The organism is Pseudomonas sp. LBUM1656 (assembly GCF_059716065.1).
Window position 1 is genome coordinate 5,862,383 of record NZ_CP166800.1, and the last position, 13,672, is coordinate 5,876,054.

Consider the following 13,672-nt stretch of genomic DNA (forward strand, 5'->3'; position numbering starts at 1 on the left):
CGACTGAACTGACGCCTTCGCGAGCAAACCCGCTCCCACATGAATTGTGGCCTGGCTTGACTCCCAGGCTCCCAGCGGCCAACGTCCTCTCCATCGCCACAGCCCAAAGCCTCTCGCCATGTCCTTGCCCACCTTGTTGTCCCAGCACATTGTCCGTCGCCCGCAACGCATCGCCTTGCTGCAACACATCGCCGAACAGGGCTCGATCACCCGCGCCGCGAAGAGCGCGGGCCTGAGTTACAAGGCAGCGTGGGACGCCATCGACGAGCTGAACAACCTCGCGCAGAAACCGCTGGTGGAACGCAGCGTAGGCGGCAAGGGCGGCGGTGGCGCCAAACTGTCCAGCGAAGGTGAGCGCGTCCTGCGCCTGTATCAAAAACTGCAAGCCTTGCAGGCCCAGGTGCTGGAAGCCGCCGAAGATGCCAGCGACCTGGACCTGCTCGGTCGGTTGATGCTCAGAACCAGCGCGCGCAATCAATTGCACGGCAAGGTCGTGGCGATCGACAGCCAGGGGCACAACGATCGAGTCCGTCTTGAGCTGGCCGAAGGCTTGACCCTCGATGCGCAAATCACTCACGACAGCACCCTGCGCCTGGAACTGGAAACCGGCACCGAAGTCGTGGCCCTGATCAAGGCCGGTTGGCTGGAGTTGCTGGGCATCGACCAACAAGCAACACCCGGCAACAACGGCCTCATGGGCATCATCGAAGCCATTCTCGACGCCGAAGACGGCCCCAGCGAAGTGCGCATCGGCCTTCCCAACGGTCAGACCCTCTGCGCATTGGCCGAGCCGCTGCACTTGCGAACCCTGGGTCTTGCCGCTGACAAACCGGTGCGGGTGCAGTTCGCGCCCTCCAACGTTTTGCTCGGCACTCCGCTCTGAAACAAAAGCTTCATCGACGCTCTTTAAGGTGTCTGCAAAACCAGCAGGGAGCCCGATGTGAGCCTATTAGAAGAAAACCAGTCCACCGACCTCGAGAAAATGGTCGGCCTCAGCCGTCGTGGCTTCATCAGCGCCGGCGCCCTCTGCGGTGCGGCCATGTTCCTCGGTGGCAACCTGCTGAGCCGCAGCGTGCTGGCCGCAAGTGTCAGCGCAGGCTCCAGCAAACTGTTGGGTTTTGACAGCATCCCCGCCGCCACCAGCGACGCCATCACGCTGCCGCCGGGCTACAAATCCTCGGTGCTGATCAGCTGGGGCCAGCCGTTGCAGAAAAACGGCCCGGCGTTCGACCCGACTGGCAACGGCACCGCCGCGCAGCAGGAAGTCCAGTTCGGCGACAACAACGACGGCATGAGCCTGTTCGAATTTCCCGGTGAAAAAGACCGGGCGCTGATGGCGATCAACAACGAATACACCAACTATCGCTACCTCTACCCGCACGGCGGCATGCCGCAATCGGCCGATGACGTACACAAGGCCCTGGCTTGCGAAGGCGTGTCAGTGATCGAAGTGCAGCGCAAGAACGGTCAGTGGCAATTCGTCCAGGGCTCTCGCTACAACCGCCGCATTCACGGCAACGCGCCGATCAGCCTCAGCGGCCCGGCCGCCGGTCACGCCTTGGTGAAAACCAGCGCGGACCCGCAGGGCAAGCATGTCCTCGGCACCTTCCAAAACTGCGCCAATGGTAAAACGCCGTGGGGCACTTATCTGACCTGCGAAGAGAACTTCACCGACTGCTTCGGCAGCAGTAATGCCGAGCAGAAGTTCGATGCTGCGCAAAAGCGCTACGGCGCAGTGGCGACCAGCAAAGAGATCAACTGGCATCAACACGATGAGCGCTTCGACCTGGCGAAGAATCCGAACGAGCTCAACCGTCACGGCTGGGTTGTGGAAATCGACCCGTTCGATCCGCAATCGACGCCGGTCAAGCGCACGGCCCTCGGCCGTTTCAAACATGAAAACGCTGCCCTGGCCGAAACCAAAGACGGTCACGCCGTGGTGTACATGGGCGACGATGAACGCGGCGAATTCATCTACAAATTCGTCAGCCGCGACAAGATCAATCACAAAAACCCCAAGGCCAACCGCGACCTGCTGGACCACGGCACCTTGTACGTGGCGCGCTTCGATGCAGGCGACAGCAACGCCGATCACCCCAAAGGCCAAGGCGAATGGATCGAACTGAGCCACGGTAAAAACGGCATCGACGCCAGCAGCGGTTTTGCCGATCAGGCCGAAGTGCTGATTCACGCACGCTTGGCGGCCAGCGTGGTCAAGGCCACGCGCATGGACCGTCCGGAATGGATCGTCGTCAGCCCCAAGGATGGCCAGGTTTATTGCACGCTGACCAACAACGCCAAACGCGGCGAAGACGGCCAACCCGTGGGCGGACCGAACCCGCGGGAGAAGAACGTCTACGGGCAGATTCTGCGCTGGCGCACCGACCGTGATGATCACGGCTCGAAAAGCTTTGCCTGGGATCTGTTTGTGGTCGCCGGTAACCCGGGCGTCCACGCCGGCACGCCGAAGGGTGGCTCGTCGAACATCACGCCGCAGAACATGTTCAACAGCCCGGATGGCTTGGGCTTCGACAAGGCCGGGCGGTTGTGGATTCTCACCGATGGCGATTCGAGCAACGCGGGCGACTTCGCGGGCATGGGCAACAACCAGATGCTGTGTGCCGATCCGGTGAGCGGGGAGATTCGCCGCTTCATGGTCGGGCCGGTGGGTTGCGAGGTCACGGGGATCAGCTTTTCGCCGGATCAGAAGACGCTGTTTGTCGGGATTCAGCATCCGGGGGAGAACGGTGGCTCGACGTTCCCTGAGCATCTGCCGAATGGCAAACCGCGGTCTTCGGTGATGGCGATTTCCCGGGAAGATGGCGGGATCGTCGGCGCCTGATCGGGCCTCATCGCTAGCAGGCTAGCTCCCACAGGGGATTTGCGGTGTGTCGCAGATCCAGTGTGGGAGCTAGCCTGCTAGCGATGGCAACACCACTCATCTCAAGCCTTAACACTAAAGACAGCCCGTCTGCGCTACCATGCTTGGCCGGACGCGGCAGCCTGCTGCGCGCAGGAGTCAGCATGGCCCACCCGTTTGCAACCCTCACCCCAGACCTCGTGCTCGATGCCGTCGAAAGCATCGGCTTTCTCAGCGACGCGCGCATTCTGGCGCTCAACAGCTACGAGAACCGCGTCTACCAGGTCGGCATCGAAGACTCCGAGCCACTGATCGCCAAGTTCTACCGTCCGCAGCGCTGGACCAACGAAGCAATTCTCGAAGAACACCAGTTCACCTTCGAGCTCGCCGAGTGCGACGTCCCCGTGGTCGCGCCGATGATTCACAACGGCGCCAGCCTGCACGAACACGCCGGTTTTCGTTTCACTCTGTTTCCTCGCCGTGGCGGCCGTGCGCCGGAGCCGGGCAATCTCGATCAGTTGTATCGCCTCGGCCAATTGCTCGGCCGTCTGCACGCGGTCGGCGCTACAAAACCGTTCGAACATCGCGAAGCGCTGGGCGTGAAAAATTTCGGTCACGATTCGCTGACCACTTTGCTTGAAGGCAACTTCGTGCCCAAAAGCTTGCTGCCGGCCTACGAGTCCGTGGCCCGCGACCTGCTCAAGCGCGTAGAAGAGGTCTACAAGGCGACGCCACACCAGAACATCCGCATGCACGGAGATTGTCACCCCGGCAACATGATGTGCCGCGACGAGATGTTCCACATCGTTGACCTCGACGACTGTCGCATGGGCCCGGCGGTGCAGGACATCTGGATGATGCTGGCGGGCGATCGCCAGGAATGCCTCGGTCAGCTGTCCGAATTGATGGACGGCTACAACGAATTCCACGACTTCGACCCGCGGGAACTGGCGCTGATCGAACCGCTGCGCGCCTTGCGCCTGATGCACTACAGCGCCTGGCTCGCCCGCCGTTGGGACGACCCGGCGTTCCCGCACAGTTTCCCGTGGTTTGGCAGTGAACGGTATTGGGGTGATCAGGTGTTGGCGTTGCGTGAGCAACTGGCCGCGCTCAATGAAGAACCCCTGAAGCTTTTCTGACAACACAGATTCCATGTGGGAGCGGGCTTGCTCGCGAAGGCGGCCTGGCAGTCGACATCAATGTTGAATGTTGCACCGTCTTCGCGAGCAAGCCCGCTCCCACATTGGTCCGCGACCATTTCTACAAATCTCCTTACAATCCCTTCCTTTGTTAGCTGCCTAAGCAAGGATTCTGCATGCAAGCTGCCAACCCGCGTCGCGGGTACATCCTGGGCCTGAGTGCCTACATCATCTGGGGACTTTTCCCGCTCTACTTCAAAGCCATCGCCAACGTGCCCGCCGTGGAGATCATCATCCACCGCGTGCTCTGGTCCGCGTTATTCGGCGCCTTGCTGCTGATGGTATGGAAGCATCCCGGCTGGTGGCGCGAACTGCGGGAGAACCCGCGCCGGCTGGCGATTCTGGCCCTGAGCGGCACGCTGATTGCGGCCAACTGGCTGACCTACGTCTGGTCGGTGAACAATGGACGCATGCTCGAGGCCAGCCTTGGTTATTACATCAACCCATTGATCAACGTGCTGCTGGGGATGTTGATTCTCGGCGAACGGCTGCGACGCATGCAGTGGATCGCGGTGGGGCTGGCGGCGGTCGGCGTGGCGCAACAGGTGTGGCAGGTCGGCAGTCTGCCGTGGGTGTCGCTGGTGCTGGCGCTGACGTTCGGTTTCTACGGCCTGATCCGCAAGCAAGCACCGGTCAAGGCGCTGCCCGGTCTTGTAGTGGAAACATGGATGCTGGTGCCGATTGCCATTGCCTGGCTGCTGTTCAATCAGACGGCCATGAGTGCTCAGCCTGAGTTCTGGACCACCTCCGAAGCCTGGTGGCTTGTAGCGGCCGGACCGGTGACGCTGGTGCCGCTGGTGTGTTTCAACGCCGCCGCACGGCATTTGCCCTACACCACCTTGGGATTTCTCCAGTACCTGGCGCCGACACTGGTGCTGTTGCAAGCCGTGCTGCTGTTTGGCGAGCACTTGTCTTCGAGCACGCTGGTCGCGTTCATTTTTATCTGGGCGGGCCTCGCGGTTTACAGCGTTGACGCGTGGATAAGTCTGCGCCGCCGCAGCTGATCAAAAAACGCACAAACCCCTGCAGGCCACGTATTTCGTGGCCTGCATTGATCTTTCCCAAGGTTATCCACAGCGTGATCCCCGCTGTTTGTGTGCAACTTGTTGAAACTGATGGTTTTTTGATCAGATCCTGAAGAAGCCCAGCCGGCGTGGGCTGGCGGGCTGTCTCTACAGGTTATCCACAGGCAGGTGCACGTATAACTTGGATAACCCTGTCAGGGTTCGCTGCGCAGCACCAATTCCACCATCAGATCGTCGGCCAGGGTTTCCAGCCGTGACTGCAGCACGTCCAGAGACAAGGTAAGCGGCACTGCCAGAATGGCTTCGGCGTGAAACAGCGGCTCGCTGCTCATCGGCGCCGGACGCACTTCGGTCACCAATCGCTCCAGGTTCACCCCTTGTTCACTCAGCAGGCGAGTGATGTCACGGACAATCCCCGGGCGGTCATTGCCCACCAATTCCATGGCAATCGGTTTCCAGGTGCAGGATTGCTCGATGCCGCTTTCGGCGATCAACACGCGAATACCGTGCGCGGACAACGCCTTCAGGGCATCGACCAGCTCATCGTAGGCCTCGGCCGGCACGCCCACCCGAAGAATCCCCGCGAACTGCCCGGCCATGCGCGACATGCGGCTTTCCAGCCAGTTGCCGCCATGCTCGGCAATGCATTGGGCAATGCGCTCGACCTGCCCTGGCTTGTCCGGAGCGAAAACAGTGAGTACGAGGTGGTCCATGGCGCAGCCCTCTTTTGTTATTGAAAAAGAAGTATAGGCAAGGGATGTTTCTGCGTTGAATCGACTGACGCCTTCGCGGGCAAGCCCGCTCCCACAGGGATTGCGCACGACCTTGTGGGAGTGGGCTTGCCCGCGAATGCAGCACCGCCGATAAACCTGCCAAAAAACAAATCGTGTACAACTTCTTATATTTAGCTGGAACAATCTCATACTTTTTTGAGAACATCCCCATCCCCGACGTGACTGCAATGCGTCATGGGGTCGCAGAACGACGTAATTAGTCTAATTTTCACAAGCGCAATTCATCATGTAGTATGCCGCAGCGCGCACTACATAACGTTGGATCGATGTCTGCCACCGGCACAGCCACAGCCCTGAAAGCCCTATCAGCAAGGCCTCAACGCCGTTGATCGGTTCCATTCCAGCCGCCCGAAATGGCATGTACTGGTGGAGGGGGTTTGTGGTTTAAATAGCCAGAGGCTTGATTGTTAATTTGAAGAGCTGAAAAGCGAAATAGCTGAGCAGAGTGAGGCAAGCAATGACTGAACACGTTCAAGTCGGTGGCCTGCAGGTCGCCAAAGTCCTGTTCGACTTCGTGAACAACGAAGCCATTCCCGGAACCGGTCTCACCGCCGACAAGTTCTGGGCCGGTGCCGACAAGGTCATTCATGACCTGGCGCCGAAGAACAAAGCCCTACTCGCCAAACGCGATGATTTCCAGGCTCGTATCGATGGCTGGCACCAATCCCGTGCCGGTCAGACGCACGACGCCGTGGCTTATAAGGCCTTCTTGCAAGACATCGGTTATCTGCTGCCAGAAGCGGCCGATTTCCAGGCAACGACGCAAAACGTCGATGACGAAATCGCCCGCATGGCCGGTCCACAACTCGTGGTGCCGGTGATGAATGCCCGCTTCGCGCTCAACGCCTCGAACGCCCGTTGGGGTTCGTTGTACGACGCGCTCTACGGCACCGACGCCATCAGCGAAGCTGACGGCGCGGAAAAAGGCAAAGGCTACAACAAGATTCGCGGCGACAAGGTGATTGCCTTCGCCCGCGCCTTCCTCGACGAAGCCGCGCCATTGGCGGCCGGCACTCACGTCGACTCCACCGGCTACAAGATCGTTGACGGCAAACTGGTGGTCGCCCTTAAAGGCGGCAGCAACACTGGCCTGCGTGACGATGCACAGCTGATCGGCGTCCATGGCGATGCTGCTGCACCGACCGCGATCCTGCTGAAAAACAACGGCCTGCATTTCGAAGTCCAGGTCGACGCCAGCACCCCGGTCGGCCAGACCGACGCTGCCGGCATCAAAGACATCCTGATGGAAGCCGCGCTGACCACCATCATGGACTGCGAAGACTCCGTCGCCGCCGTTGATGCTGATGACAAAGTGGTGATCTACCGCAACTGGCTCGGCCTGATGAAGGGCGACCTGTCGGAAGAAGTCTCCAAGGGCGGTCAGACGTTTACCCGCACCATGAACGCCGACCGCACCTACAACGGTGTTGATGGCAAGGAACTGAGCCTGCACGGCCGTTCGTTGTTGTTCGTGCGCAACGTCGGTCACCTGATGACCATCGATGCGATTCTCGACAGTCAAGGCAACGAAGTGCCGGAAGGCATTCTCGACGGCCTGATCACCAGCCTGGCGGCGATCCACAGCCTCAACGGCAACAGCTCGCGCAAGAACAGCCGCACCGGTTCGGTCTACATCGTTAAGCCGAAGATGCACGGTCCTGAAGAAGCCGCGTTCACCAACGAGCTGTTCGGTCGTATCGAAGAAGTCCTCGGTCTGCCGCGCAACACGCTGAAGGTCGGGATCATGGACGAGGAGCGCCGCACCACGGTCAACCTCAAGGCTTGCATCAAGGCGGCCAGCGAGCGTGTGGTGTTCATCAACACCGGTTTCCTCGACCGCACCGGCGATGAAATTCACACCTCCATGGAAGCCGGTCCGATGGTGCGCAAGGCCGACATGAAGGCCGAGAAGTGGATCGGCGCCTACGAGAACTGGAACGTCGATATCGGTCTGAGTACCGGCCTGCAAGGTCGCGCCCAGATCGGTAAAGGCATGTGGGCGATGCCGGACCTGATGGCAGCGATGCTCGAACAGAAAGTCGCCCACCCGCTGGCCGGTGCCAACACCGCCTGGGTTCCATCGCCGACTGCCGCCGCGTTGCACGCGCTGCACTACCACAAGGTCGACGTGTTCGCCCGTCAGGCCGAACTGGCCAAACGTGCGCGCGCTTCAGTGGACGACATCCTGAGCATCCCGCTGGCCGTGAATCCGAGCTGGACCGCGGAACAGATCAAGAACGAACTGGACAACAACGCCCAGGGCATTCTCGGTTACGTGGTGCGCTGGATCGACCAGGGCGTGGGTTGCTCGAAGGTGCTGGATATCAATGACATCGGCCTGATGGAAGACCGTGCGACGCTGCGTATTTCCAGCCAGCACATCGCCAACTGGCTGCGTCATGGCATCGTCACCGAAGAGCAAGTGATGGAAAGCCTCAAGCGCATGGCGCCGGTGGTTGACCGTCAAAACGCCAACGACTCGTTGTACCGTCCGCTGGCACCGAACTTCGACAGCAACATTGCCTTCCAGGCGGCGGTCGAACTGGTGGTTGAAGGCACCAAGCAGCCGAACGGCTACACCGAGCCGGTCCTGCACCGTCGTCGCCGCGAGTTCAAGGCTGCCAATGGCCTGTAACTGAGCGCTGACGCCGGACAAAAAAAGGCCCTGATCGAAAGATCAGGGCCTTTTTGTTTCAAATCGGTGGTTGCTCATCCATTATTCCCAACTCATGTTTTACCAGCTCCAACAGCTTGCCGGTATCGACAGGTTTGAGCAGGAAGTCGACCACGCTTAGATGCATCGCAGCGATTGCATCTTTCACGTCGGCATCGCCGGAAACGATGATGAACGGCATCGCCGCCCTTACCGACTCGCGCACTTGGCGGATCAGGTCCAGGCCATCGATGTGCCCCATTCGCAAATCGGTAATCACCAGGCCAATCGTTGGTTTCTCGATCACCATTTTGAGTGCAGTTTCGCCACTGGCGGCGGTCATACAACGAATACCGTCCAATGCAAGAATCTCTGACAACAGCTCCCGCGCGTCTTTATCGTCATCAACGATCAGCACCCGCTGCGGTGGCAGGTCAGGTTCCAGCATGACGGCACTCAGCGCCTCGCGCTCGGCGTCACTCAAAATATCGTGGTCGGACATGGCTTTCTCTACGTTTTCAATTCAATCCCCTAGCACTTCCGTCAGACATCGCTAAGCAGACCTTCAATGTGCACTTCGTCGGAAACTTTTCCTATAGCCAATGTAGGAGGTTTTTCCTGCATTTGCGTCAGACATTTCCTAACTTCCGACGCCTGTAACGCCCGACCTAGACTTACGTCCAATGGGCACCCTGCCTGTAGGGGCCGACCATGGCTGAGTCATCCGACAACAACAATTCAAAAAAAGACTGCGGTCATGGTTATGAGTAAAGCGGACGCCTTCACCCAGGCAGGGAAAACCGCGGTGTTGCAGAACATCCAGGGCACTTTGCAATTTCTTCAGCGCTTCCCGCCCTTCAATCAAATGGAACACGCGCACCTGGCGTACCTGGTTGAACAATGCCAGATGCGTTTCTATGCCCCAGGCGAAAGCATCATCAAACCTGCCGATGGGCCGGTTGAGCATTTCTACATCGTCAAGCAAGGTCGGGTCGTGGGGGAACGCCCGCATACGGCCAAGGGCGGCACCGAAACCACCTTCGAAATCACCACCGGCGAGTGTTTTCCCCTCGCCGCGCTGTTGGGTGAGCGCGCGACCCGTACCGAACATCTGGCGGCCGAAGACACCTTTTGCCTACAGCTGAACAAGCTGGCGTTCATCAAGTTGTTCGCACTTTCCACCACGTTTCGCGACTTTGCCCTACGCGGTGTCAGCAGCTTGCTGGATCAGGTCAATCAGCAAGTCCAGCAAAAAGCCGTGGAAACCCTCGGTACCCAATACTCGCTGAATACACGGCTGGGCGAGTTGGCCATGCGCCATCCCGTGACCTGCAGCCCCGCCACGCCATTGCGTGAAGCTGTGACCCTGATGCATGAGCAGCAGGTCGGCAGCATCGTGATCGTCGACGAACAAAAATCCCCACTGGGCATTTTCACCCTGCGCGACCTGCGCCATGTGGTGGCCGACGGCACTGACGACTTCAACGAAGCGATCAAACGCCACATGACCCAGGCGCCGTTTTTCCTGTCGCCGGACCACAGCGCTTTCGATGCGGCGATCGCCATGACCGAGCGCCACATCGCTCACGTCTGCCTGGTGAAAGACCATCGTCTGTGCGGCGTGGTGTCCGAACGGGATCTGTTTTCGCTGCAACGGGTCGACCTGGTGCACCTGGCGCGGACCATTCGCAGCGCGCAGAAACTGGAAAACCTGGTGGCGATTCGCGGCGAAATCGGCCAATTGGTCGAGCGCATGCTGGCGCACGGTGCCTCCTCGACCCAGATCACCCACATCATCACGTTGCTCAACGATCACACCGTTTGCCGGGTGATCGAACTGACCCTCGCCGAGAAAGGTGAACCCGGTATTCCCTTCAGCTGGCTGTGCTTCGGTAGCGAAGGCCGCCGCGAACAGACGCTGCACACCGATCAGGACAACGGCATTCTGTTCGAGGCCCGGGACGCGGCCCATGCCGCCGAAATTCGCGGCCGATTGCTGCCGATTGCCCAGCAGATCAACCAGAGCCTGGCGCTCTGCGGCTTCACGCTGTGCAAGGGCAACATCATGGCCGGCAACCCCGAACTGTGTTTGTCCCGGGCCGAATGGGCGCGGCGTTTTGCGGCGTTTATTCGCGAGGCGACGCCGGAAAACCTGCTGGGTTCGAGCATTTATTTCGACCTGCGCGTGGTCTGGGGCGACGAGCAAGGCTGCGATCAGCTGCGTCAGGGCATTCTCGATCAGGTGAACGACAACCGGCTGTTCCAGCGGATGATGGCCGAGAACGCCTTGCGCAACCGTCCGCCCGTAGGACGTATCCGGGAGTTTGTGCTGGCGCGCAAAAATGGCGAGAAAGCCACGCTTGATCTAAAGGTCCAGGGCTTGACGCCTTTCGTCGACGGCGCTCGATTGCTGGCCCTGGCCCATGGCATCGAGTCCAACAATACCCTGGAGCGCTTTCGTGAACTGGTGGCCAAAGAGGTCATTGAACGGCTGGACGGTGCTGCGTATGAAGAGGCGTATCACTTCATCCAGCAAACCCGCATGCAGCAACATCAGCTACAGACCCGGGAGAACTTGCCCTACTCCAACCGGGTCGATCCGGAAAGTCTCAATCACCTGGACCGCAGGATCCTGCGTGAATCCCTGCGCCAGGCCCAACGCCTGCAAAGCAGCCTGGCCCTGCGGTATCAGCTATGAGCCTGTTTTCATGGCTGCGCCCGGCAGGTCCAAGCCTCACCGGCGAACTCCAGCAACGCCTGCAACGCTTGCCCTCGGCGGCCGAGCTGAGCGAATGCAGCCTGCGTGAACAGCGCTGGGTGGTGCTCGATCTGGAAACCACCGGCCTGAACCTGAACAAGGACCGGGTGTTGTCCATCGGCGCGGTGGTGATCGAGGACGGCGCGATTGATTTCAGCCAGCAGTTCGAACGCACGCTGCAATGCGTCGATATGAAGGTGGGCCCCAGCGTGTTGATCCATGGCCTGGGGCCGAGTGCGATTGCCGCCGGCAGCGATCCGGGACTGGCACTGCTCGATTTCATGGAGTTCGTAGGTGACAGTCCGGTGCTGGCGTTTCATGCGCCGTTCGATCAACACATGCTCGGACGCTCGTTGAAGGACCATTTGGGCTACAAGTTGCAGCATCCGTTTCTGGATGTGGCGGACATCGCACCGCTGCTCTGTCCGCAGGCACATATTCGCGATGCCGGGCTGGATGAGTGGATCGACTGGTTCAAGCTCGAGGTTTTCGAACGGCACAACGCCAGCGCTGATGCGTTGGCTACGGCGGAACTGGCGTTGATTTTGTTCAGCCGGGCGCGGCAGCAGCAGATTCATAGCCCGTTGAACCTGCAACAGCGGGTGAGCCAGTGGAAACGCAGACAGCGGGCGCCGTCCTTCTAACAGCCTCGCAATCCCCTGTAGGAGCTGTCGAGTGAAACGAGGCTGCGATCTTTTGATCTTGCTTTTATAAGAAACAAAGTCAAAAGATCGCAGCCTCGTTTCACTCGACAGCTCCTACATAGATCCTATCCCCACCTGACCAGTGGCCAATTGCTTACCTCCCCCGCCTCTGCCACAATCGCGAACAATTCTCGTTAGTTAACACTTCCCAATCGGTGATGCTGCGTGTCGTCAGTCCAAAGCCCCCAAAGTGAGCTCGTTGGTGCGTTGTATCGCGACCATCGCGGTTGGCTATTGGCTTGGCTGCGACGCAATGTAGCCTGTCCGCAACGGGCCGAAGACCTGAGCCAGGACACCTTCGTGCGTTTGCTGGGCCGTGATGAGCTGAAAGAGCCGCGCGAACCGCGGGCGTTTCTGGTGGCGATCGCCAAGGGTCTGCTGTTCGACTATTTCCGTCGCGCCGCACTGGAACAGGCCTACCTCACCGAGTTGATGCTGATCCCCGAAGGCGAACAACCGTCGGTGGAAGAACAACAACTGATCCTCGAAGACCTGAAAAACATCGACCGCCTGCTCGGCAAGCTTTCAAGCAAGGCCCGTGCAGCGTTTCTCTATAACCGTCTCGACGGTCTCGGCCATGCGCAAATCGCGGAGCGTCTGGGCGTGTCGGTGCCTCGGGTTCGTCAGTACCTGGCCCAAGGTATTCGCCAGTGCTACATCGCGCTATACGGTGAGCCGATATGAACCCGGTCAGCTCCAAACCGGTGTCGGCCCAGGTGCTGGACGCCGCCATTGCCTGGCAATTGTCCCTGGATTCCGGCAACCCGGTGGAGCGCGAAGAGTTCGCCAAATGGCACGCCGCCCACGAGGAACACGCTCGGGCGTGGCGCCAGTTGGGCATGCTCGACCAGCGTTTCAGCGTCGCCAGCGGCCCGGCGCGCACGGCGTTACTGCAGTCGCGCGAAAGCATTCGCCGGCGGGTACGCAAGCTTGGCAGTGGCCTGGCCAGCATCGTCGCGGTGATCGGGCTGGCGCTGTTCGCCGGTGATCGTTATCTGCCCATCGACTATTGGCTGGCCGACCAGCGCACCGCCACCGGCGAGCAGCGCACCCTGCGCCTGACCGACGGCACGCTGATTAACCTCAACACCCACAGCGCCGTGGACGTACGCTTCGATGAGAAGCAGCGGCTGATCATCCTTCAGGAAGGCGAGATTCTCGTCGAAACCGGTCACGGCGATACCCGGCCGTTTATTGTCGAAACCCGTGAAGGCAGCCTGCGCGCGCTGGGCACGCGGTTCCTGGTCAAACGCGAGGACGACGGCACGCGACTGAGCGTGTTGCAATCCGCTGTTGCCGCCCATCCGCAGTCGAGTCCTGAAGAACAGATCCTGCGTGAAGGCCAGCAAGTGCTGATGCGCAGCAATGGGCTGGGCCCAATCGTCGCGCTGAACCTCGGCGCCGATGCCTGGACCCGCGGCATGCTGGTGGTGGACAACGCACGACTGGAAGACCTGGTGCACGAACTCGGCCGTTATCGACGCGGGCATTTGGGCGTTGCGCCGGAGGTTGCTGACCTGCGGATCACCGGCAGCTTCCCGCTGCACGACACCGACAAGGCCCTGAGTGCGCTGCTGCCGACCCTGCCGGTGCAGATCGAACAGCACACGCCGTGGTGGGTGACGGTGGCGAAGGCTGAAACCAAACCCTGAGATGATCGTTCCCCCGCTCCGCGTGGG

At 60.1% G+C, this 13,672-nt stretch carries 11 protein-coding genes; 9 read left to right on the forward strand and 2 right to left on the reverse strand.

The genetic code is table 11. The annotated features are described in order from the left end of the window. The first annotated feature begins 118 nt into the window (after window positions 1-118). The 4 genes from ACA072_RS26630 to rarD all read left to right on the forward strand — a co-directional run bounded on the left by ACA072_RS26630 (window position 119) and on the right by rarD (window position 5,063). The gene (locus ACA072_RS26630) at window positions 119-883 is read left to right on the forward strand and encodes a TOBE domain-containing protein (protein WP_497621616.1); all 765 of its coding nucleotides are present in this window, start codon (window positions 119-121) and stop codon (window positions 881-883) included. 57 nt (window positions 884-940) lie between these two features. Further along, a complete protein-coding gene (locus tag ACA072_RS26635; protein WP_497621618.1) occupies window positions 941-2,842 on the forward strand; it encodes a PhoX family protein in 1,902 nt (633 codons plus the stop codon). Window positions 2,843-3,024: 182 nt separating this feature from the next. After that, window positions 3,025-3,999 carry a serine/threonine protein kinase gene (locus tag ACA072_RS26640; RefSeq protein ID WP_109635384.1) on the forward strand — a complete coding sequence of 325 codons (975 nt, stop codon included), beginning with the start codon at window positions 3,025-3,027 and terminating at the stop codon, window positions 3,997-3,999. 176 nt (window positions 4,000-4,175) lie between these two features. Beyond that, the gene (rarD, locus tag ACA072_RS26645) at window positions 4,176-5,063 is read left to right on the forward strand and encodes an EamA family transporter RarD (protein ID WP_497621621.1); all 888 of its coding nucleotides are present in this window, start codon (window positions 4,176-4,178) and stop codon (window positions 5,061-5,063) included. Window positions 5,064-5,278: 215 nt separating this feature from the next. Here rarD and ACA072_RS26650 read toward each other — a convergent pair whose 3' ends face one another. Beyond that, complete coding sequence (locus tag ACA072_RS26650) at window positions 5,279-5,797, reverse strand: glycine cleavage system transcriptional repressor (RefSeq protein ID WP_094470306.1); 519 nt, start codon at window positions 5,795-5,797, stop codon at window positions 5,279-5,281. A 538-nt stretch (window positions 5,798-6,335) separates the two neighbouring features. Between ACA072_RS26650 and ACA072_RS26655 the strand changes: the two genes are divergently transcribed. After that, window positions 6,336-8,513: a malate synthase G gene (locus tag ACA072_RS26655; protein WP_497621623.1), complete on the forward strand. Its 2,178-nt coding sequence runs from the start codon at window positions 6,336-6,338 to the stop codon at window positions 8,511-8,513. 58 nt (window positions 8,514-8,571) lie between these two features. On the opposite strand, the gene ACA072_RS26660 is transcribed toward ACA072_RS26655, so the two are convergent. Continuing rightward, on the reverse strand, window positions 8,572-9,033 hold the full coding sequence (locus tag ACA072_RS26660; protein ID WP_497621625.1) for a response regulator: 462 nt from the start codon (window positions 9,031-9,033) through the stop codon (window positions 8,572-8,574). Window positions 9,034-9,288: 255 nt separating this feature from the next. Here ACA072_RS26660 and ACA072_RS26665 point away from each other — a divergent pair, with 255 nt between their 5' ends. From ACA072_RS26665 to ACA072_RS26680, 4 genes are all read left to right on the forward strand, one after another. After that, the gene (locus ACA072_RS26665; protein WP_497621627.1) at window positions 9,289-11,229 is read left to right on the forward strand and encodes a DUF294 nucleotidyltransferase-like domain-containing protein; all 1,941 of its coding nucleotides are present in this window, start codon (window positions 9,289-9,291) and stop codon (window positions 11,227-11,229) included. After that, complete coding sequence (locus tag ACA072_RS26670) at window positions 11,226-11,933, forward strand: 3'-5' exonuclease (RefSeq protein WP_497621629.1); 708 nt, start codon at window positions 11,226-11,228, stop codon at window positions 11,931-11,933. The genes ACA072_RS26665 and ACA072_RS26670 overlap by 4 nt, the downstream gene beginning before the upstream one ends. Window positions 11,934-12,158: 225 nt before the next feature. Next, the gene (locus ACA072_RS26675) at window positions 12,159-12,677 is read left to right on the forward strand and encodes an RNA polymerase sigma factor (RefSeq protein WP_497621630.1); all 519 of its coding nucleotides are present in this window, start codon (window positions 12,159-12,161) and stop codon (window positions 12,675-12,677) included. After that, on the forward strand, window positions 12,674-13,645 hold the full coding sequence (locus tag ACA072_RS26680) for a FecR domain-containing protein (RefSeq protein ID WP_497621631.1): 972 nt from the start codon (window positions 12,674-12,676) through the stop codon (window positions 13,643-13,645). The genes ACA072_RS26675 and ACA072_RS26680 overlap by 4 nt, the downstream gene beginning before the upstream one ends. Window positions 13,646-13,672 lie beyond the last annotated feature (27 nt).

What these genes read in the sequence shown, in the direction of transcription:
- ACA072_RS26630 (WP_497621616.1), top strand. Translation starts at nt 119, where the DNA reads ATGTCCTTGCCCACCTTGTTGTCCCAGCACATTGTCCGTCGCCCGCAA.
- ACA072_RS26640 (WP_109635384.1), top strand. Translation starts at nt 3,025, where the DNA reads ATGGCCCACCCGTTTGCAACCCTCACCCCAGACCTCGTGCTCGATGCC.
- rarD (WP_497621621.1), top strand. Translation starts at nt 4,176, where the DNA reads ATGCAAGCTGCCAACCCGCGTCGCGGGTACATCCTGGGCCTGAGTGCC.
- ACA072_RS26650 (WP_094470306.1), bottom strand. Translation starts at nt 5,797, where the DNA reads ATGGACCACCTCGTACTCACTGTTTTCGCTCCGGACAAGCCAGGGCAG.
- ACA072_RS26655 (WP_497621623.1), top strand. Translation starts at nt 6,336, where the DNA reads ATGACTGAACACGTTCAAGTCGGTGGCCTGCAGGTCGCCAAAGTCCTG.
- ACA072_RS26660 (WP_497621625.1), bottom strand. Translation starts at nt 9,033, where the DNA reads ATGTCCGACCACGATATTTTGAGTGACGCCGAGCGCGAGGCGCTGAGT.
- ACA072_RS26665 (WP_497621627.1), top strand. Translation starts at nt 9,289, where the DNA reads ATGGTTATGAGTAAAGCGGACGCCTTCACCCAGGCAGGGAAAACCGCG.
- ACA072_RS26670 (WP_497621629.1), top strand. Translation starts at nt 11,226, where the DNA reads ATGAGCCTGTTTTCATGGCTGCGCCCGGCAGGTCCAAGCCTCACCGGC.
- ACA072_RS26680 (WP_497621631.1), top strand. Translation starts at nt 12,674, where the DNA reads ATGAACCCGGTCAGCTCCAAACCGGTGTCGGCCCAGGTGCTGGACGCC.